Genomic DNA, 18,643 nt, shown 5'->3' with positions numbered 1-18,643 from the left:
CCGTCGATTCCGCCCGTACAGCGGGCGGTCAGTCTGTACTACCGTCGGCACCATGCGAGTCGACCTGCTGAGCCGTGAGTTCCCGCCGGAGGTCTACGGAGGTGCGGGCGTGCACGTCGCCGAGCTCGTCACCGCCCTGCGTGACACCCAGGCCGACCTCGACGTGCAGGTGCGGGCCTTCGGCATGCCGCGCGAGGAGGACGGCGTCACGAGCTATCTCGTGCCGTCGACCCTGACGAGCGCCAACCCGTCCCTGGCGACGCTCGGCGTCGACCTCGCGATCGCGCAGGACGTCGCCGGCGCCGACCTCGCGCACTCGCACACCTGGTACGCGAACGGGGCAGGCCACTTCGCCAAGCTGCTGCACGGCATCCCGCACGTCGTCACCGCCCACAGCCTCGAGCCGTTGCGCCCCTGGAAGGCCGAGCAGCTCGGCGGCGGCTACCGCGTGTCGAGCTGGATCGAGAAGACCGCCTTCGAGGCGGCGGATGCGGTGATCGCCGTGTCGAACGGCATGGCGCTCGACATCGTGCGCAGCTACCCCGACCTCGACGAGACCCGCCTGCACGTCGTGCACAACGGCATCGATCTCAGCCGCTGGCAGCGCGTCGACGATGGCGAGGTGCTGCGCGAGCTCGGCATCGACCCCGACCGACCGAGCGTCGTCTTCGTCGGTCGCATCACCCGGCAGAAAGGCCTGCCCTACCTGCTCGCGGCCGCGCGGCAGCTGCCGCCCGAGGTGCAGCTCGTGCTCTGCGCCGGCGCCCCCGACACCCCCGAGATCCTCGCCGAGGTGCAGGCGGGCGTGAACCTGCTCCAGCAGGAGCGCACCGGCGTCGTCTGGATCGAGCGCATCCTCAGCCGCCACGAGCTGAGCGCCGTGCTCTCGCAGGCGACCACCTTCGTCTGCCCCTCGGTGTACGAGCCGCTCGGCATCGTCAACCTCGAGGCCATGGCCTGCGGCGCGGCCGTCGTCGGCACCGCGACGGGCGGCATCCCCGAGGTCGTCGACGACGGCGTCACCGGGCGGCTCGTGCCGATCGAGCAGGTGGATGACGGCACCGGCACCCCGATCGACCCCGAGGCCTTCGTGAACGCCCTCGCGCGCACGCTCATCGAGGTCGTCTCCGACCCCGAGCAGGCGCGTCGCTACGGCGAGGCGGGCCGGGCCCGTGCGGAGTCGCAGTTCAGCTGGTCGAGCATCGCCCAGGCGACCCGCGCGATCTACGACCGGGTGCTCGCCTGATCCGATCCGGATCGTCCTCCGGACACGCGCCGGCGTACCGGCCGCGCCGGGCTCGAGCCGACTAGGGTTGGGGATCATGGGCAGTGTTCTCCAGCTCACCGACGTGTCGGTCGTGCGTGACGGCAATCGCATCCTCGATCGCGTGTCGTGGGAGGTGCAGCCCACCGACCGCTGGGTCATCCTCGGCCCCAACGGCGCCGGCAAGACGACGCTCCTGCAGGTCGTCTCCGCGTCGATCCACGCCACCGAGGGCGAGTCCGTCCTCCTCGGCGAGACGGTCGGCAAGGTCGACGTCTTCGACCTGCGCCCCCGCATCGGCTTCGCGTCGAGCGCCCTGGCCCGCCGCATCCCCGCCGACGAGAGCGTGCTGGATGTCGTGCTGACCGCCGCCTACTCGGTCACCGGCCGCTGGAACGAGAACTACGAGGACGTCGACATCCGCCGCGCCCGTCGCGTGCTGGCCGAGTGGAAGCTCGACCACCTCGCCGAGCGCCGCTTCGGCAACCTCAGCGACGGCGAGCAGAAGCGCGTGCAGATCGCCCGCTCGGTCATGACCGACCCGGAGCTGCTGCTGCTCGACGAGCCTGCCGCGAGCCTCGACCTCGGCGCCCGCGAGGAGCTCGTGCAGCTGCTCGGCAACTACGCCCGCTCGAGCGAGGCGCCGGCCATGGTCATGGTCACCCACCACGTCGAGGAGATCCCGCCGGGATTCACCCATGCGCTGCTCATCGCCGACGCGCGCATCCGCGCCGCGGGTCTCATCGAGGACGTCATCACCGAGCCCCACCTGAGCGAGGCCTTCGGTCTTCCGCTCGTCGTGGAGCGCAGCGACGACGGCCGGTTCACGGCCCGCGCGGCCTGAGCCGACACCGACCACCGCCCCCGGATCCTGCGGCCGGGCGGCGGCGTCGATCTGCTAGCATCGACCCTTGGTCCGTTCGGACCCGCAGACTTTCCATCCCACGATTCGATCCATCCGAGGTAGAGCCATGAAGACCGAGACCCACCCCGAGTACCGCGCGATCGTCTTCCGCGACCTCGCGAGCGGTGAGACCTTCCTGACCCGCTCGACCGCGACCAGCGACAAGACCATCGAGCTCGACGGCGAGACCTACCCCGTCATCGACGTCGAGATCTCGTCGGCCTCTCACCCGTTCTACACGGGCAAGCAGCGCATCATGGACAGCGCCGGCCGCGTCGAGAAGTTCAACAAGCGCTTCGCCAACTTCGGCAAGTAAGCACCCGCTCCTCACGAGCGAAGAAGGGCCCCGACCATGCGGTCGGGGCCCTTTTCGTATCCCCCCGCGCGTTCGTCCACCTGAGCAGAGAGCCGGCACCATGGTCCGTCGTGCCAAGCCGACCTTCGCCGATATCGTCGCGGAGGTCGTCGCGACGTCGGCTGCGACCGCGCCTGAGCCGATGCGCCCCGGCGACTTCAGCCGCACCGGCACGCTGTCGGATCCGGCCGGGATCCCCGTCACGCGCGAGCGCGATCGGATCGGCCCCGCCGAAGCAGCGGAGCTCGTGGGCGCGGGAGCCTGGCTGGCCTTCGAAGGCTGCGGCTGCGGCGGGGGAGGCGGATGCGCGATCAGCTGGACGGCGCCCGAGGCGGTGACGGCGCCGGTCGGTCGACCGCGCTTCGTCCGCGGCTGCGGCTCGCCCACCTGGATCGACAGCTGGGTCGGCGACGGCACGCGCGTGGTCTTCGCCCACGGTGATGTGAAGTGGGGCGACCTGTTCGACTGATCCGGACCGATCCGGTTCGGCTCGCGACGTGCGCAGCGGCTCCTGGGTCAGCCGGCGGGGCGGCGGGCCAGCACGAGCGGCACGAGGATGTCGCGGCTGAGCGGGGCGACGTCGCGATCGCCGAGATCGGTCGGGTCGACCCAGGCCAGCTCGGCGATCTCGGCGGCGATGCGCGGCTCGGCGGTCAGCGGGGCGTCGTAGACCCAGGCATCCACGTCGGTGTCGGGCTCGTTCGCGGCGAGGGCGTGGTGCCGGCCGAGGAATCCCAGCTCGCTCGTCGCGACGTCGAGCCCGAGCTCCTCGGCGAGTTCGCGCACGAGGGCCGCGTCGGGCGCCTCATCCGCTTCGAGCTTGCCGCCGGGCTGCATGAACGCGGTCGTGCCCTGCTTGCGCACGAACAGCAGGCGCCCATCCTCGCCTTCGATCACGGCGGCGGCGATGCGCAGCACCGTGCGCGGCGGCGCCGCGGGGGAGTCGCTCATCGCACCGGCCAGGCGGTCGGCGCGACGAAGGAGGTGTCGCCCTTCACGCGGTGGATGTAGTCCTGGAAGCTGCGCGCCTGCTCGGCGAACCAGACCTCCTGGCGGCCGTGCAGGTCTTCGGCGGTCACGCCGAGTTCGTCGGGGAAGGTGCGGCCGATGGCCTGCGCCACGCGGCCCGCGGCGATCGCGTCGGCGCCGGCGTCGTGCGCGGCATCCAGCTGCACACCGTAGTGCTCGGCGGCGAGCACGAGCGTGCGCTTGCCCTTGCGGTAGCGGTCGACGGCCTTGTCGATCACGAGCGGATCGATGATCGGACCGGGCTCGCCGAGCGGCTCGAGGTGGTGCCGCAGCGCCTCGGCGTGCAGCAGCGAGAGGTCGTAGGGGGCGTTGTAGATCACGATCGGGATGCCGCGCTCGGTCAGCCGACGCAGGGTCTCGATGATCTCGGCGACGACGTTCGCGGCCGGGGCGCCTTCCGCGCGGGCCCGCTCGGTCGTGATGCCGTGCACGGCGCTCGCCTGCTCGGGGATCTCCACGCCGGGGTCGGCGAGCCAGTCGTCGCGCTCGATGACGGCTCCGCTCTCGTCGAGCAGCCCGACGTGGGCGCTGACGATGCGCGCTGTGCTGGTATCGACTCCCGTCGTCTCGAGATCGAAGACGCCGAGGAGGTCGAACCAGTTGCTCATGTGACCAGGCTAGGCCGCGCCGCCGACACGCTTCGTCATCCGCGCCGGGGTCTCACGAGCCCGAGGTGCGCTCCCCTCAGCGGCCGCTCGGACTCAGTAGTGCTGGGTCGCGGTGAAGCGGGGCTGGCCGACGTGCAGCCAGAAGAAGCTCTGCGTGCCGAGCGTCAGGTGCACCTCGCCGTCCTCGCTCACCGACGGGAACTCGCCCCCGCCGAAGAGGTCGAAGAGCGGCTCGCCGGCGTCGTCGGGCATCCTGATGCGCACCGAGACCGGGTTGTGGGCGAAGCTGAAGACGCAGAGCACCCGCTCGGGCTGGTCGCCGAACTGGGTACCCGATCCCGGGTGGTCGCGCACGAAAGCCAGCACCGACTCGTGGTCGGTGTCGAGCACCTGGATCGAGCCGAGTCCGAACGTCGGGTGGTTCTTGCGCACGTGGATGACGTTCCGCACCCAGTGCAGCAGCGACCGTGACTGCGCGAGCTGCGATTCGACATTGACGAGCGAGTAGTTGTAGACGAGCGACTGCACGACCGGCAGGTAGAGCTTGCCTGGGTCGGCGGTCGAGAAGCCGGCGTTGCGGTCGGGGGTCCACTGCATCGGCGTACGCGAGGAGTCGCGATCGGGGAGCCAGATGTTGTCGCCCATGCCGATCTCGTCGCCGTAGTAGAGGAACGGCGATCCCGGAAGCGAGAACAGCAGCGCGTGGGCGAGCTCGAGCTCGGCACGCGAATTGTCGAGCAGCGGAGCGAGCCGGCGTCGGATGCCGATGTTCGAGCGCATCCGCGGGTCGTAGGCGTACCAGCCGTACATCGCCTGCCGGTACTCCTCGCTGACCATCTCGAGCGTCAGCTCGTCGTGATTGCGCAGGAACACGCCCCAGGCGGCGCCCTCCGGCACGTCCTGGGTCTCCGAGAGCACCCGCTTGAGCTCGCCCGCCGACTGCGAGCGCAGCGAGTAGAAGATGCGCGGCATCACCGGGAAGTCGAAGGCCATGTGGCACTCCGGCTCCTCCTCGGTTCCGAAGTACTCGGCCACTTCGCTCGGCCACTGATTGGCCTCGGCGATGAGCACGCGCCCCGGGTAGTCGACGTCGATCATGGCCCGCAGCTTCTTGACGAACTCGTGGGTCGCGGGCTCGCTCTCGCCGTTGCCGCCCTCCGACTCGTAGAGGTAGGGGATCGCATCCAGTCGCAGCCCGTCGACGCCCATGTCGAGCCAGTGCCGCACCACGTCGAAGATCGCGTCGTGCACGGCCGGATTCTCGAAGTTGAGGTCGGGCTGGTGCGAGAAGAAGCGGTGCCAGAAGAACTGGCGGCGCTCGGAGTCGAAGGTCCAGTTCGAGTCCTCGGTGTCGACGAAGATGATGCGCACGTCGTTGTACTTGTCGTCGGTGTCGCTCCAGACGTAGAAGTCGCCGTAGGGGCCGTCGGGGTCGCTGCGCGACTGCTGGAACCATTCGTGCTGGTCGGAGGTGTGGTTGATGACCAGGTCGATGATGATGCGCATGTTGCGCTCGTGCGCCTTCGTCACCAGCTCGCGGAACTCGTCGAGCGTGCCGAACTCGGGCAGGATCCCCTTGTAGTCGGAGATGTCGTAGCCGCCGTCGCGCAGGGGCGAGGTGTAGATCGGCGGTATCCAGATGCCGTCGATGCCGAGCCACTGCAGGTAGTCGAGCTTGCCGATGAGCCCGGCGAGATCGCCGGTGCCGTCGCCGTTGGAGTCGACGAACGACCGCACCATCACCTCGTAGAACACCGATCTGCGGTACCACTGCGGGTTCAGGGCGAGTCCGGGCAATGTGATCGGCGCGGTGAAGGTCACCTTCCTCAGCCTAGGCAGATGGCTTCTGCGTGCCCAGAGGCGCTCAGGATTCGTCCGGGTTGCGTTCGGCCTCGAGATGCGCGGACGGGGTCGGTCTCAGCGACGCAGCCAGTCGGCGAGCGCCGCGCGGAACTCCGTCGGCCGCTCGACCCAGGGATAGTGCCCGCAGCCGCTCAGCTCGACCAGCTCGGCGCCCAGCGCGGCCGCCGCGGCGCGCACGGGGGCGACTCCGGTGAGCAGGTCGCCGTCGCCCGAGACCACGAGGGTGCGCGGGCGCGCCGCAGCGAGGATGCGGTCCGCCGCGTCGGCGGGGACGTCGCGGAACCAGGCGCGCACCGAGGCGAGGCTCATGTCGCCGACCCCGGCGTGCTGCTGCTCGATGCCGGTCCACGCGGCGTAGCCCGCGGGCGCCTCGCTGTCCCACGCGCGCTGGAAGGCGGCGTCGTCGGCGGGCTCCGCGCCGGTGAGCGAGGCCCAGGCGGCATCCACGTCGGGGTCGCCGCGCCGCGCCGCGAGATCGGCGCCGTCGTGCGCGACGCCGGACAGCCAGTCGGAGGGCGGGGTGACGAGCGCGAGCGAGCTCAGCAGCCGCGGGTGCCGCGCCGCGACGGCGAGGGCCAGCCGCGTGCCGGCCGAGTGCGCGATCAGGTCGACCTGGGCGAGGCCGAGCGCCCCGGCGACCGAGACGACGTCGTCGGCGTCGGTCCACCAGCCGCGCGATCGGCCGCCGGTCGTGGGGGTGCCGCGCGGGTGCAGGACGACGAGCCGCCGGTCGGCTCCGAGCCCGGCGAGATCGTCCAGATACTCGACGCCACGTGCGGGGCCGCCGGGGACCACGATCGCGGGTGGGGCGTCGCCGTCGCCGATCGTGTGCACCGTGAGTCGCACCCCGTCGACCGCCGTGACGTGCTCCATAGGGCGATCGTAGCTGCGCCGATCCCGGGGCGAGGGCGGGCGCTCCGTAGACTGGGTGGGATGCCCGTCGCCTCGCCCTACGCCGCCCAGCTCGCCGCCCTGCCCACGCGCACCGGCGAGGTCGACGCGCGGGGTTCCCGCACCCGGTACTGGGACTACGGGCCGGCGGATGCGCCGGTCGCCCTGGTCGTGGTGCACGGCTACCGCGGCGACCACCACGGCCTCGAGCCCGTGCTCGCTCAACTGCCGGGGCTGCGCATCATCGCCCCCGACCTGCCCGGCTTCGGCGAGTCGACGCCGATGGCGGCCGGCGAGCACAGCATCGCCGGTTACGCGGCCTGGCTCGGCGAGTTCCTGGATGCGCTCGACCTGCGGGGAACCGTGCCGCTGCTCGGCCACAGCTTCGGCTCGATCGTCGTCGCGCACGCCCTCGCCGCCGGCCTGCCGACCCCGCGCCTGATCCTGGTGAACCCGATCTCGACCGACCCGATGTCGGGCGTCAACGGCGCGCTCGCCCGGCTCACCCGGCTCTACTACACGGTCGGCCGCAAGCTGCCCTCGGGCGCCGGCGGCGCCTGGCTCGGCAACCCGCTCGTCGTGCGCTTCATGTCGGTCACACTGGCGAAGACGCCGGATGCGACGCTCAAACGCTGGATCCACGAAGAGCACGGCCGCTACTTCTCCGGCTTCAGCGATCGCGACACCCTCGCCGAGGGCTTCGACGCCTCACTGAGCACGGATGTGACGCGCGCCGCCGACGCGCTCACCATGCCGACGCTGCTGATCGCGGGCGCTGAGGACATGATCGCCCCGCTCACGGGGCAGCACGCGCTGCTGACGAAGCTGCCCGACGCGCGGCTCGTCGAGCTGCCGGGGGTCGGGCACCTCATCCACTACGAGCGTCCGCAGCAGGCGGCCGCCGAGATCGAGCGCTTCCTCGGGGAGGGGCCCGACGCCGGCGGGACGTCGACGGCCGGCGACGCCGGCGAGGGCGCCGCGTGAAGGTCGTCGTCGACTGCCGCTACACCCGCATCGGGTTCCACGACGGCATCAGCCGCTACGGCGCGCGCGTCGTCGAGGCGCTCGCGAGCCTGCACGACGTGACGATGCTGATCAGCGACGAGCGCCAGCTGGAGATGCTGCCGGATCTGCCGTGGGAGAAGGTCTCCGGACCGACGAGCGCGCGCGAGCCGTTCATCGCCCGGCAGATCAACCGGCTGAAGCCGGACGTGGTGTGGTCGCCGATGCAGACGATCGGGTCGGCGGGCCGGAAGTACGCGCTCGTGCTCACGCTGCACGACCTCATCTACTACGAGAACCGCACGCCGCCGCGCGATCTGCCGCAGATCATCCGCCTGCTCTGGAGGCTGTACCACCTGTCGTGGTGGCCGCAGCGCTGGCTGCTCAACCGCGCCGACGAGATCACGACCGTCTCGGCGACCTCGCAGCGGCTCATCGAGAAGCACCGGCTCACGAAGCGCCGCATCACCGTGGTGACGAACGCCGCCGACGAGCTCGCGCCGCCGATCGAGCGGGTCGAGCCCGGTGCGGTCGCCGCCGAGAGCGGGGAGCCCCGCGAGCTCGTCTACATGGGCTCGTTCATGCCTTACAAGGGCGTGGATGTGCTGGTGCGGTCGCTGCATCACCTGCCCGGCTACCGGCTCACCCTGCTGAGCCGCATCTCGGATGCCGAGCGCGGCCGACTGACCGCCCTCGCGCCGAGCCCGGAGTCCGTCGTCTTCGCGAACGGCGCGAGCGACGCCGAGTACGCCGCTGCCCTCGATCGGGCGACCGCCTTCGTGCACGCCTCGCGCGCCGAGGGCTTCGGCATCCCGCTCGTCGAGTCGATGAGCCGCGGCACGCCGGTGGTCGTCAGCGACATCCCGATCTTCCGTGAGGTCGGGGCGGATGCGGCACTGTACTTCGCGCCCGGCTCGGCCGAGCAGCTCGCGGCGGCGGTCCGCACCCTCGAGGATCCGGCGGAGTGGACGGCCCGCTCGGCCGCGTCGCGCGAGCGTGCTGCGCACTACCGCTGGACGGATGCCGCGGACGCGCTGCTCGAGGTGCTCGAGCGCGTGCATGCCGCGCGGGTCGCGCGGCGTCGCTGATCCGGCGACGGGGGAGAGAACAGTCTCTTCCTCGGCGTGACGAACGGCCCGAACGACATCGCGATGAGCTGGTGCAACCACCGCGGTCAGTCGAGCGGCGTGAACGTCGTCGTCGGCGGTCAGGGCCGAGGGGATGCCGAGGGCGGAGGCGCGTCGGCCGTCACCTGGCAGCCGGCCGATCGCCTCGCGACCGTCGTGAGCAACGGCCGGCTGTCGAGCTGGATCGAGCACGCCGGAACCTGGACCCGCCTGCGCAGCGCGCCGGTCTCGGCCGCCGTCCCGGCCGATCAGCTCGCGAGCTGGCACCTCGGCTTCGCGCTGAGGCTCGACCCGGGCACGATCACGCTCGACCGCGTGCAGGTGCTGACGAGCTGATCCCCGTCGCGGAGCCGGGTCGCTCGCGAGAGCGGGCGTCCCGGCTCAGCTCGGGCGGTGCTCCAGGGCGTTCTGCTCCTCGATGTCTCCGCCCGTGCCGAGCGACTCGGCCTCGATCGGGTCGTCGAAGGCGATCAGTTCGAGGCCGTCATCCGTCACCCGGAAGCTGTGCACCGAGCCGTTCGTGATCGCCGGGTGCTGGGTGTCCGGTTCGGCGTGCTGCAGCACCGAGCGGATCGCGCCGCCGTGACTCACGACGATGAGCCGCTCGCCCGGGTGGGCCGCCGCGAGCTCGCAGAGGGCTGCGACGACGCGCTCGGCGACCTGCTCGCGCGTCTCGCGTCCGGGCACCTCGGCGCCGTCGGGGAAGCGCTGCTCGATCTCCTCCCAGGGGAGCCCCTCGGCCTCGCCGTAGTCGCGCTCGACCACGCCCGGAACCGGTGCGGGGGCGGCGAGGCCGAGCCCGGCGGCGATGATCGCGCCGGTCTCCGTGGCGCGCGAGAGCGGGCTCGCGAACACGCCGTCCCAGCTGCGACGGCTGAGCAGCTGCCCGGTGGCCTTCGCCTGCGCGCGGCCGGTGTCGTTGAGCGGGATGTCGGTGCGACCCTGGATGCGTCGGGCCCGGTTCCAGTCGGTCTCGCCGTGGCGCACGAGGAAGAGCTCGGTCATGGTCCTTCTCCGGGACCGCGACTCAGGAGGTCAGACGCTCGCGGTCAGCCGCTCGGCCAGAGCGCCGAGCACCTCCGAGGTCCCCGCGTCGATCTTAAGCGTCGCGCGGCCGTCGCCCTTCGTCGTGCCGCGGTTGACGATCACGATCGGGATGCGGCGCTTCGCCGCCTGGTCGAGCAGCCGGATCCCCGAGTTCACGGTGAGCGACGAGCCGGCGATCACGAGCGCCTCGGCGCCGCGCACGAGCGCGCTCGCCTCGGCGAACTTCTCGGTCGGAACGAACTCGCCGAAGAACACCACCTCGGGCTTGAGGTCGCCGCCGCACACCGTGCAGCTCGGCACCACCATGTCGCCGTAGTGCTCGATCACGACGTCGCCGTCGGGATTCAGCTCGACGCCCTCGGGAGCGTTCAGCCAGGGGTTCGCGGCGGCCATCCGCTCGGCGACCCCGTCGCGGGAGAAGATCTGGCCGCAGCTCAGGCAGCGCACGCGGTCGGAGGAGCCGTGGATGTCGACGACGCGCCGCGATCCGGCGCGCAGGTGCAGCCCATCCACGTTCTGCGTGACGACGCCGTTCGCCACGCCCGCGAGCTCGAGTGCGGCGATCGCGCGGTGCCCGGCGTTCGGCTGCACCGACATGAAGCGGCGCCAGCCGAGGTGGCTGCCGGCCCAGTAGCGCTTGCGCGCGGTCTCGTCGCCGAGGAACTGGCTGATCGTCATCGGGTTGACGACGCGCGAGCCCTCGCCGCGGTAGTCGGGGATGCCGGAGTCGGTGCTGAGACCCGCGCCGGTCAGGATAGCGATCGGGCGTCCGACGAGGATGTCCGCCATCGCGTCGACGGCGTCGTCGAGTCCCGTGGTGCGGACTGACGGGGGTGTGATCGCGTTCGTCGTCACCGACGACTCCTTTCGACGGGTCGTGGAGCAGACCCGTGCCTCGCCAGAGTAAACGCACGAGTTTTCGGATATGTTTCCGCGAGTGCAGCTGATCGAGATCGACGACCCCGCCGATCCGCGGCTCGAGGACTACACCCGGCTCACCGACGTCGTGCTGCGACGCAAGACCGAGCCCGAGGGCGGCCTCTACATCGCCGAGTCGACCAAGGTCGTCGAGCGCGCTCTCGCCGCCGGGCACCGCCCGCGCTCGGTGCTGCTGCAGCGCAAGTGGCTGGCCGAGATCGGCCCGCTCGTCGAGGCCTACGACATCCCCGTCTTCGTGGGGGAGTCGAGCGTGCTCGAGAAGCTCACCGGCTACGTCATGCACCGCGGCGCCCTGGCGGCGATGCACCGTCCGCCGCTGCTGCCGGTCGCCGAGCTGCTCGCCGACGCCCGTCGGGTCGTGGTGATCGAGGACGTCGTCGACCACACCAACGTCGGCGCGATCTTCCGCGCGGTCGCGGGACTCGGAGCGGATGCGGTGCTCGTCACGCCGCGCTGCGCCGATCCCTTCTACCGCCGCAGCGTGCGCGTGAGCATGGGCACCGTGCTGCAGGTGCCGTGGACCCGCCTCGCGGAGTGGCCCGAGGGCGCCGATCAGCTGCATGACGCCGGCTTCGAGATCGCCGCGCTCGCCCTCGCCGATGACGCGGTCACGCTCGACGCCTACGCCGCATCCGCCCCCGAGCGCGTCGCGCTCATGCTCGGCACCGAGGGTGACGGGCTCAGCCGCGATGCCCTCCGCGGCGCCGACCGTGTCGTCACGATCCCCATGCAGCACGGCGTCGACTCGCTCAACGTGGCCGCGGCGAGCGCGGTCGCGCTCTGGGCGCTGCGCACGGCGGGCCGAGTCCGCTCCGCGGACGGTGGCTGACTCGCGCTGACGTCGTGGGCTCGCGTCGGTCCGCGCCGGCCGGGGCAGGCGGGTCGGGGCGTCCGCCCGGGCGTGCGCGGCTACCATTGGCCGGTGCCGAACCCGACCGCTCCTCGTTCGCGCGCGCAGGTCTACCGCCGGCGTCGCATCACGGTCGGCGTCATCCTCGCGCTCGTCGTCGCGCTGCTGGTCTACCTGCCGCTGACGCTGCTCGCGCCGCTGTCGAAGGCGAGCGCGCAGACCATCTCCTCGCCTGCTGCGCCGCAGGCCACCGCGGCGCCGGTCTTCCCCGGCTACGGCGTCGGCGCCATCGGCGCGATCGGCTGGGATGGCGTGCTCGCCCAGAGCGGCGACGGCCAGCCCCACGCGATGGCCAGCATCACGAAGATCATCACCGCCCTCGTCGTGCTCGAGAAGCATCCCCTCGCCGCCGATGAGGACGGCCCGTCGGTCACGATGACCGCGAAGGACGTCGGCTACTACAGCCGCTATCAGGCGATGAACGGCTCCGTGAAGCCGGTCAGGGCCGGCGCCATCTACACCGAGCGGCAGCTGCTCGAGCTGACGCTGATCGAGTCGGCCGCCAACTACGCGCAGACCACGGCGGTGTGGGCCTACGGCAGCGAGGAGGCGTACCTCGCCGCCGCGAAGGACTGGCTCGTCGCGCACAAGCTCACCTCGACGACCGTCGCCGACACGATCGGCCTCGACCCCGGCAGCGCGAGCACCGCGACCGACCTCGTCGAGCTCGGCAAGATCGCGCTGACCCAGCCCGCGCTCGCGCAGATCGTCGACACGAAGAAGATGGACATCCCCGGCGTCGGCGAGGTCGAGAACACGAACTACCTGCTGGGCCACGACGGCGTCGACGGCATCAAGACCGGCACGCTCGACGGCTACGGCGCCAACCTGCTCTTCTCGGCGACGTGGAAGATCGGCGGCCACCCGGTGCGCATCGTCGGCGTCGTGGTCGGCGCTCCCGACCACCGGACGCTCAAGGGCGACCTGGTCAATCTGCTGACCACGACCCGCGCCGGCTTCCATTCGGTGGATGTCGCTGCCGAGGGCACGGCGTTCGCGACTTATCAGACCGTGTGGGGTCAGAAGTCCCAGGCCGTCGCCGCGAAGAAGGAGTCGCTGCTCGTCTGGTCGGACACCCCGATCGCGGTGAAGGTGACCGCCGCCGAGACCGGCGTCGCCCTCAAGGGCGCGAAGCTCGGAACGGCCGTCTTCTCGGCGGGCCCGAACACCGTCGAGGTGCCGCTCGCGCTCTCGAAGAAGATCACCGATCCCGGCCCCTGGTGGCGGCTGTCGAACCCGGGATCCCTGGGCTGACGATCCCGGCCGGGGGCTCGACTCGCGCTGCGGGCGACGCTGCGGCCGCTGCACGATCCCAGGCCGATCCGACGCGGAGCGCGCCTCTCCGCTGACGCCCAGGAATGCACGGCTCGCGCGCAGGTCGCGCCCAGTCAGTTCCTCGTTGTCCTCGGTGTCGCGCCCTGTCACGGTGGTCTCAGGCCCCCACGACGGGCCGCGCACCCGGTGTGCGCACCACGACCGACTGGGAGGTCGACAATGGGAATCCTCGCCTGGATCGTGCTCGGGCTGATCGCCGGAGCCATCGCCAAGCTGATCCTGCCGGGCAAGCAGCCCGGCGGCATCATCGCCACGATCGTCATCGGCATCATCGGCGGTCTGCTCGGCGGCTTCATCGGCGGCGCGCTGTTCGGCGCCGGCGACGTCACCGGCATCAACATCGGCAGCATCATCCTCGCCGTCATCGGCTCGATCATCGTGCTGCTGGTCTGGGGCCTCATCACCGGCCGCCGCGGCGCGCGCACCTGATCGCGACCGCATCCGCTCGCACGACGGGGCGTCGATCCACGATGGATCGGCGCCCCATCGGCATGTCGGCGGCGGGTGCGAGGATGGGCGCGTGAGCAAGCAGGACGGGCGCGGCCGCCAGGTCACCGACGCCGATACCGGCGACCTCACCGCGACCGTGCTGCACGTCGACATGGACGCGTTCTACGCCTCCGTCGAGCTGCTGCAGCGTCCGGAGCTGCGCGGCAAGCCGGTGATCGTCGGTCATGACTCGGCCCGCAGCGTCGTGACCGCGGCGACCTACGAGGCCCGCAAGTACGGCGTGAACTCGGCCATGCCGATGTCGATCGCGCTGCAGCGCTGCCCGAACGCGATCGTGCTCGAGCCGCATTTCGAGCTCTATGCGGCTGCGTCGAAGCAGGTCATGAGCATCCTCGACGACGTCACGCCGCTCGTCGAACGGCTCAGCATCGATGAGGCCTTCCTGGATGTGACGGGCGCCCTGCGCCTGATGGGCACGCCGTGGCAGATCGGCGCCGCGATCCGCGAGCGCGTGCTGCGCGAGACCCGGCTCGTGTGCTCGGTCGGGGCCGGTGCGACGAAGTTCGTCGCGAAGCTCGCCTCCGGCCGGTCGAAGCCGGACGGGCTTCTGGTCGTGCCGCGCGACGAGACGATCGACTTCCTGCACCCGCAGCCGGTCTCGGCGCTCTGGGGCGTCGGGGCGACGACCGAGGAGAAGATCACCCGCCTCGGCATCCGCACCGTCGGCGATCTGGCGACGACTCCGGTCGACACCCTGCGACGCGCGATCGGCGACGCCGGCGCCGAGCGTCTGCACGAGCTCGCCTGGGGACGCGACCCGCGCTCGGTCAGCACGGAGCGCGAAGAGAAGAGCATCGGCCACGAGACGACCTTCGAGCACAACGTCAGCGACCGGGCCGAGCTGCACCGCGAGCTGCTGCGACTCGCCGACGGCGTCGGGTCGCGTCTGCGCACCGCCGGCGTGACTGCCCGCACCGTCGTGCTGAAGCTGCGCTTCGGCGACTTCTCGACCATCACCCGATCCCGCACCCTCGCCGAGCCGACCGACGTGAGCCGGCGCATCTACGAAGCCGCGCGCGAACTCTACGACCAGGCCTCGCAGAACGGGCGCCCGGTGCGGCTCATCGGCGTGCGCGCCGAGCAGCTCGGCGGGGGAGCGGCCGGCCTCGGGCTCTGGGACGACGACGAGCAGTGGCGCGACGCCGAGCGCACGGTCGACGGCATCACCGAGCGCTTCGGCTCGGCGGCGCTGCGACCGGCGACGCTGCTCGGCAAGCAGACGCGACGGCGGATGCGGATCGAGTAGCGGGCGCGATCACCGCTCTCCGTGTGACCGAACCGGCCGCGAGATCCGACACGCCCGACCCGCTGCGCGACGCGCCGCATGCCTCCGAGACGACCGCATCCGTGTCGCCGGACTGACCTACCATCGAGGAACGATGACCGAGACCTCCGCGAGCAGTGCCGCCTTCCGCGCCACCGCCGCAGCGGACCACCTCTCTCCGGCCTTCCCGGATCGCGCCGCCCGCGGCACCGTGCAGAAGCTGCGGGCCTGGCAGCAGGAGGCGCTCGAGGCCTACGCCAGCGCCGGCCAGAAGGACTTCCTCGTCGCCGCGACCCCCGGCGCCGGCAAGACGACCTTCGCCCTCCGTCTCGCGAGCACGCTGCTGCAGGAGCGCATCATCGACCGCGTCACCGTGGTCGCCCCGACCGAGCACCTCAAGGTGCAGTGGGCGGATGCGGCGCACCGCGCCGGCATCCACCTCGACCCGCGCTTCAGCAACCGGCACCGGCGCGAGGGCCGCGGCTATCACGGCGTCGTCGTCACCTACGCCCAGGTCGCCGTGCGCGCGGCGCTGCATCGCCAGCTGACCGAGTCGGCGCGCAGCCTGGTCATCCTCGACGAGGTGCACCACGCCGGCGACGCGCTCAGCTGGGGCGACGCGGTGCGCGAGGCCTTCGAACCGGCCGAACGGCGGCTCTCACTCTCGGGCACGCCCTTCCGCAGCGACACCGCGCCGATCCCGTTCGTCGACTACGCGCCGAACGAGCGCGGTATCCGCCTCTCGCGCACCGACTACAGCTACGGCTACGGTCACGCGCTGCGCGACGGCGTCGTGCGCCCGGTGATCTTCCTCTCCTACGCCGGCTCGATGCGCTGGCGCACCCGCCAGGGCGACGAGATGGAGGCGCGACTCGGGCAGGACGACACGAAGGACGTCACCTCGCAGGCCTGGCGCGCGGCGCTCGACGCGGGCGGCGAGTGGATCCCCGCCGTGCTCACTGCCGCCGACCGCCGCCTGACGGAGGTGCGGCACGCGGTGCCCGACGCGGGCGGCCTCGTCATCGCGACCGACCAGACGCAGGCGCGCGCCTACGCCGAGATCCTCACGCAGATCACCGGCTACGAGCCCGTCGTCGTGCTCAGCGACGACACCGGCGCGAGCGAGCGCATCGAGCAGTTCTCCAACGGCACGCAGCGGTGGATGGTGGCCGTGCGCATGGTGTCGGAAGGCGTCGACGTGCCGCGCCTCGCCGTCGGGGTGTACGCGACCAGCGCATCCACGCCCCTGTTCTTCGCCCAGGCGATCGGCCGCTTCGTGCGCGCCCGGCGTCGCGGCGAGCTCGCGTCGATCTTCCTGCCGAGCGTGCCGATCCTCACCGAGCTGGCCGCCCAGCTCGAGCGCGAGCGCGACCACGCCCTCGATAAGGACACGGACGACGACGCCGGCCTGCTCGATGACAGCCTGATCGAGAGCGCCAACCGCGAGGAGAAGGCCAGCGAAGCGCTCGTCGACGAGTTCACCTGGCAGGCGCTCGGCTCGGTCGCCGAGTTCGAGAAGGTCATGTTCGACGGTCACGAGTTCGGTCAGCTGGCCGAGCCGGGCAGCGACGAGGAGTGGGACTTCATCGGCCTGCCGGGACTGCTCGAGCCCGAGCAGGTCAGCGACCTGCTGCGGCAGCGTCAGGCGCGGCAGTCGCGGCGCAGCGAGGAGCGTCGCCGGCAGATGCCCGAGGCCGAACGGCTCGCCGCCGAGCCGGTCGCGCTGCACCGCACCATGGCCGAGCAGCGCAAGCTGCTCAACAGCCTCGTCTCCCTCCAGGCCCGCAACAGCGGGATGACCCACGGACAGGTGCACGCCGAGGTGCGACGGCTCTGCGGCGGGCCCGAGGTGTCGAAGGCGACGGTCGTGCAGCTGCAGGCGCGCATCGAGCACCTGCGTCGGCGGCTGCACCACGGCTAGCGGCTGACGGGCTCGAGGGTTCGAGAGCGGGAGGATCGACATGACCGGCACCGGGGCCGAGCTCGCCGCCGCCTATGCGCGCGAGGTCGTGGCGCCGCTGCTCGGTTCCGCGTTCCCGAGCCTGCCAGTGGCGCTCGCCCGCCTCGGGTCGGGATCGGATGTGCTCGGACTCGACGACCTGCGCTCGCGCGACCACGACTGGGGGCTGCGGCTGACGGTCGTGGTTCCGTCGGAGGCGGTCGACGAGGTGGATGCGGAGCTCGAGCGCTCGCTGCCATCGGAGTTCCGCGGGCGCCCGGTGCGGTTCCCGGTGACCTGGGATCCTCATGAGCACCAGCGGGCCGAGGCGGTGTCGCTGTCGGGGCTGATCGCGTCGCGGACGGGGCTGGATCTCGACGCCGTGCTGGGCGCCCCGCCGGGTGCGGCGCCGACGTCGGCCTCCGATCGCGTGACGACGGATGCCGCGGGCCCGGGTCCTTCCGGCCTGGTGCTGCTCGATTGGCTCTCGCTGACGGGGCAGGCGGCGCTCGAGATCACGGCGGGACCGGTGTTCCGCGACGACTCGGGGGAGCTCACGGCAGCGCGACGCGCCCTCGCGCGCTACCCGGATGACGTGCGGCGGTGGGTTCTCGCGAGCGGCTGGCAGCGCATCGGGCAAGAGCTGCCCTTTCTCGGCCGGGCGGCCGAGCGCGGCGACGACCTCGGCGCGACGGTGATCGCCGCGCGGCTGGTGCGCACCGTCCTGCACCTGGGATTCGTGCTCGAGGAGCGCTGGGCGCCGTATTCGAAGTGGCTCGGCACGCAGTTCACCGCGCTTCCCGGCGTCGGCGCCCTCCGGGCTCCGCTGCGCCGTGCTCTCGCGGCCCACTCGGCATCGGATCGCGAGTCGGCGCTGGCTGCCGCGCTCGATGCGCTCGCCCGTCGCCAGGCTGAGCTCCGCCTTCCGTCCCTCGTGCCGGCGACCGAGCCGTTCTGGGACCGTCCGTTTCGCGGACTCCGTCCGCTGCCCGAAGCGCTGCGGGACTCGATCACGGATGATCGACTGCGCGTGCTCCCGCTCGTGGGGGTGCCCGAGCAGTGGAGCGACAGCGTCGATCTGCTCGTGGATGCCGGTCGCCGTCGGCGAGCGACGGCGGCGCTGCTCGGGCTGGACGCCGACTGAACCGCGAGCTGTCGGCGGGTGCGTCACCGCTAGCGTGACGCGCGATGCAGACCTTCCTCCCGTATCCGTCGTTCGCCGAGTCGGCGGCTGTGCTCGATCAGGCCCGACTCGGCAAGCAGCGGGTGGAGACGCTGCAGCTGCTGCGCGCGAATACCGTGCCGGGCTACGGCTGGCGACATCATCCGGCGGCGCGGATGTGGGCGGGGAGGCTTCCTGCGCTCGTGCTCTACGGACTCGCCATGACGGATCGCTGGGTCGCCGACGGCCACGCCGACACGGTGCGCGCCCAGCTTCTCGAGTTCGCCGCCGACGTCGAAGGACTGACGCAGGACGCCGTGCCGATGCCGTCCTGGCTCGGCGACGCGGCTCTGCACCTCAGTCATCGCTCGAACCTGATCCGCAAGGATCCGGAGTTCTATCGTCCGCTGTTCGGCGACGAGCCGGATGATCTGCCGTACGTCTGGCCGCCCGGCGACGCCCCGCCGCCGGACTGAGTTGGCCGGCGTCGCGTC

General features: G+C 71.6%; 20 protein-coding genes. 14 read left to right on the top strand and 6 right to left on the bottom strand.

From position 1 onward, the window contains the following. Window positions 1-52 precede the first annotated feature (52 nt). The 4 genes from glgA to BJ979_RS13055 all read left to right on the top strand — a co-directional run bounded on the left by glgA (window position 53) and on the right by BJ979_RS13055 (window position 2,992). A complete protein-coding gene (glgA, locus tag BJ979_RS13070; RefSeq protein ID WP_179568504.1) occupies window positions 53-1,246 on the top strand; it encodes a glycogen synthase in 1,194 nt (397 codons plus the stop codon). A gap of 76 nt (window positions 1,247-1,322) precedes the next feature. Then, on the top strand, window positions 1,323-2,108 hold the full coding sequence (locus BJ979_RS13065) for an ABC transporter ATP-binding protein (RefSeq protein ID WP_179568502.1): 786 nt from the start codon (window positions 1,323-1,325) through the stop codon (window positions 2,106-2,108). 127 nt (window positions 2,109-2,235) lie between these two features. Next, on the top strand, window positions 2,236-2,484 hold the full coding sequence (locus tag BJ979_RS13060; RefSeq protein ID WP_141163603.1) for a type B 50S ribosomal protein L31: 249 nt from the start codon (window positions 2,236-2,238) through the stop codon (window positions 2,482-2,484). 100 nt (window positions 2,485-2,584) lie between these two features. Continuing rightward, on the top strand, window positions 2,585-2,992 hold the full coding sequence (locus BJ979_RS13055; protein ID WP_179568500.1) for a hypothetical protein: 408 nt from the start codon (window positions 2,585-2,587) through the stop codon (window positions 2,990-2,992). 47 nt (window positions 2,993-3,039) lie between these two features. Here the strand turns inward: BJ979_RS13055 and BJ979_RS13050 are convergent, their stop codons facing one another. From BJ979_RS13050 to BJ979_RS13035, 4 genes are all read right to left on the bottom strand, one after another. Then, a complete protein-coding gene (locus BJ979_RS13050; RefSeq protein WP_179568498.1) occupies window positions 3,040-3,474 on the bottom strand; it encodes an NUDIX hydrolase in 435 nt (144 codons plus the stop codon). Then, window positions 3,471-4,160, bottom strand: a complete 690-nt coding sequence (locus BJ979_RS13045; RefSeq protein ID WP_179568496.1) for a 3'-5' exonuclease — start codon at window positions 4,158-4,160, stop codon at window positions 3,471-3,473. Before BJ979_RS13045 ends, BJ979_RS13050 begins: the two co-directional genes overlap by 4 nt. A 93-nt stretch (window positions 4,161-4,253) precedes the next feature. Further along, entirely contained in the window at window positions 4,254-5,981 is a 1,728-nt protein-coding gene (gene treS / locus BJ979_RS13040; RefSeq protein ID WP_179568494.1) for a maltose alpha-D-glucosyltransferase, read from the bottom strand. A gap of 96 nt (window positions 5,982-6,077) precedes the next feature. Further along, window positions 6,078-6,896: an alpha/beta fold hydrolase gene (locus BJ979_RS13035; RefSeq protein WP_179568492.1), complete on the bottom strand. Its 819-nt coding sequence runs from the start codon at window positions 6,894-6,896 to the stop codon at window positions 6,078-6,080. 60 nt (window positions 6,897-6,956) lie between these two features. Between BJ979_RS13035 and BJ979_RS13030 the strand changes: the two genes are divergently transcribed. From BJ979_RS13030 to BJ979_RS13020, 3 genes are read left to right on the top strand one after another with little or no spacing between them, the layout of a single operon-like run. After that, entirely contained in the window at window positions 6,957-7,898 is a 942-nt protein-coding gene (locus BJ979_RS13030; RefSeq protein ID WP_179568490.1) for an alpha/beta fold hydrolase, read from the top strand. Beyond that, window positions 7,895-9,004 (top strand): glycosyltransferase family 4 protein, encoded by a 1,110-nt coding sequence (locus tag BJ979_RS13025; protein ID WP_179568488.1) that lies wholly within the window; start codon window positions 7,895-7,897, stop codon window positions 9,002-9,004. Before BJ979_RS13030 ends, BJ979_RS13025 begins: the two co-directional genes overlap by 4 nt. 36 nt (window positions 9,005-9,040) lie before the next feature. After that, window positions 9,041-9,379 carry a hypothetical protein gene (locus BJ979_RS13020; protein ID WP_179568486.1) on the top strand — a complete coding sequence of 113 codons (339 nt, stop codon included), beginning with the start codon at window positions 9,041-9,043 and terminating at the stop codon, window positions 9,377-9,379. 45 nt (window positions 9,380-9,424) lie between these two features. On the opposite strand, the gene BJ979_RS13015 is transcribed toward BJ979_RS13020, so the two are convergent. Together BJ979_RS13015 and BJ979_RS13010 are read right to left on the bottom strand one after the other, a co-directional pair. Further along, on the bottom strand, window positions 9,425-10,048 hold the full coding sequence (locus BJ979_RS13015) for a histidine phosphatase family protein (RefSeq protein WP_179568484.1): 624 nt from the start codon (window positions 10,046-10,048) through the stop codon (window positions 9,425-9,427). A 30-nt stretch (window positions 10,049-10,078) separates the two neighbouring features. Then, on the bottom strand, window positions 10,079-10,879 hold the full coding sequence (locus tag BJ979_RS13010; RefSeq protein WP_179570337.1) for a Sir2 family NAD-dependent protein deacetylase: 801 nt from the start codon (window positions 10,877-10,879) through the stop codon (window positions 10,079-10,081). 148 nt (window positions 10,880-11,027) lie between these two features. Here BJ979_RS13010 and BJ979_RS13005 point away from each other — a divergent pair, with 148 nt between their 5' ends. The 7 genes from BJ979_RS13005 to BJ979_RS12975 all read left to right on the top strand — a co-directional run bounded on the left by BJ979_RS13005 (window position 11,028) and on the right by BJ979_RS12975 (window position 18,625). Further along, window positions 11,028-11,858: a TrmH family RNA methyltransferase gene (locus BJ979_RS13005; RefSeq protein ID WP_179568482.1), complete on the top strand. Its 831-nt coding sequence runs from the start codon at window positions 11,028-11,030 to the stop codon at window positions 11,856-11,858. Window positions 11,859-11,951: 93 nt separating this feature from the next. Then, a complete protein-coding gene (locus tag BJ979_RS13000) occupies window positions 11,952-13,193 on the top strand; it encodes a D-alanyl-D-alanine carboxypeptidase family protein (protein WP_179568480.1) in 1,242 nt (413 codons plus the stop codon). Window positions 13,194-13,433: 240 nt separating this feature from the next. After that, window positions 13,434-13,703, top strand: a complete 270-nt coding sequence (locus BJ979_RS12995; protein ID WP_179568478.1) for a GlsB/YeaQ/YmgE family stress response membrane protein — start codon at window positions 13,434-13,436, stop codon at window positions 13,701-13,703. Between the two features lie 91 nt (window positions 13,704-13,794). After that, a complete protein-coding gene (locus tag BJ979_RS12990) occupies window positions 13,795-15,030 on the top strand; it encodes a DNA polymerase IV (RefSeq protein ID WP_179568476.1) in 1,236 nt (411 codons plus the stop codon). 133 nt (window positions 15,031-15,163) lie between these two features. Then, window positions 15,164-16,969 carry a DEAD/DEAH box helicase gene (locus BJ979_RS12985; RefSeq protein WP_179568474.1) on the top strand — a complete coding sequence of 602 codons (1,806 nt, stop codon included), beginning with the start codon at window positions 15,164-15,166 and terminating at the stop codon, window positions 16,967-16,969. Window positions 16,970-17,009: 40 nt separating this feature from the next. Beyond that, window positions 17,010-18,131, top strand: coding sequence for a DUF4037 domain-containing protein (locus tag BJ979_RS12980; RefSeq protein ID WP_179568472.1), 1,122 nt, complete (start codon window positions 17,010-17,012; stop codon window positions 18,129-18,131). 44 nt (window positions 18,132-18,175) lie between these two features. Continuing rightward, window positions 18,176-18,625, top strand: coding sequence for an MSMEG_6728 family protein (locus tag BJ979_RS12975; RefSeq protein WP_179568470.1), 450 nt, complete (start codon window positions 18,176-18,178; stop codon window positions 18,623-18,625). Window positions 18,626-18,643: the final 18 nt, after the last annotated feature.

It is taken from the genome of Schumannella luteola (assembly GCF_013408685.1).
Lineage (GTDB): Bacteria > Actinomycetota > Actinomycetes > Actinomycetales > Microbacteriaceae > Schumannella > Schumannella luteola.
This window is presented reverse-complemented; position numbering and strand designations above follow the sequence as displayed.

What these genes read in the sequence shown, in the direction of transcription:
- glgA (WP_179568504.1), top strand. Translation starts at nt 53, where the DNA reads ATGCGAGTCGACCTGCTGAGCCGTGAGTTCCCGCCGGAGGTCTACGGA.
- BJ979_RS13065 (WP_179568502.1), top strand. Translation starts at nt 1,323, where the DNA reads ATGGGCAGTGTTCTCCAGCTCACCGACGTGTCGGTCGTGCGTGACGGC.
- BJ979_RS13060 (WP_141163603.1), top strand. Translation starts at nt 2,236, where the DNA reads ATGAAGACCGAGACCCACCCCGAGTACCGCGCGATCGTCTTCCGCGAC.
- BJ979_RS13055 (WP_179568500.1), top strand. Translation starts at nt 2,585, where the DNA reads ATGGTCCGTCGTGCCAAGCCGACCTTCGCCGATATCGTCGCGGAGGTC.
- BJ979_RS13050 (WP_179568498.1), bottom strand. Translation starts at nt 3,474, where the DNA reads ATGAGCGACTCCCCCGCGGCGCCGCCGCGCACGGTGCTGCGCATCGCC.
- BJ979_RS13045 (WP_179568496.1), bottom strand. Translation starts at nt 4,160, where the DNA reads ATGAGCAACTGGTTCGACCTCCTCGGCGTCTTCGATCTCGAGACGACG.
- BJ979_RS13035 (WP_179568492.1), bottom strand. Translation starts at nt 6,896, where the DNA reads ATGGAGCACGTCACGGCGGTCGACGGGGTGCGACTCACGGTGCACACG.
- BJ979_RS13030 (WP_179568490.1), top strand. Translation starts at nt 6,957, where the DNA reads ATGCCCGTCGCCTCGCCCTACGCCGCCCAGCTCGCCGCCCTGCCCACG.
- BJ979_RS13015 (WP_179568484.1), bottom strand. Translation starts at nt 10,048, where the DNA reads ATGACCGAGCTCTTCCTCGTGCGCCACGGCGAGACCGACTGGAACCGG.
- BJ979_RS13010 (WP_179570337.1), bottom strand. Translation starts at nt 10,879, where the DNA reads ATGGCGGACATCCTCGTCGGACGCCCGATCGCTATCCTGACCGGCGCG.
- BJ979_RS12995 (WP_179568478.1), top strand. Translation starts at nt 13,434, where the DNA reads ATGGGAATCCTCGCCTGGATCGTGCTCGGGCTGATCGCCGGAGCCATC.
- BJ979_RS12985 (WP_179568474.1), top strand. Translation starts at nt 15,164, where the DNA reads ATGACCGAGACCTCCGCGAGCAGTGCCGCCTTCCGCGCCACCGCCGCA.
- BJ979_RS12980 (WP_179568472.1), top strand. Translation starts at nt 17,010, where the DNA reads ATGACCGGCACCGGGGCCGAGCTCGCCGCCGCCTATGCGCGCGAGGTC.
- BJ979_RS12975 (WP_179568470.1), top strand. Translation starts at nt 18,176, where the DNA reads ATGCAGACCTTCCTCCCGTATCCGTCGTTCGCCGAGTCGGCGGCTGTG.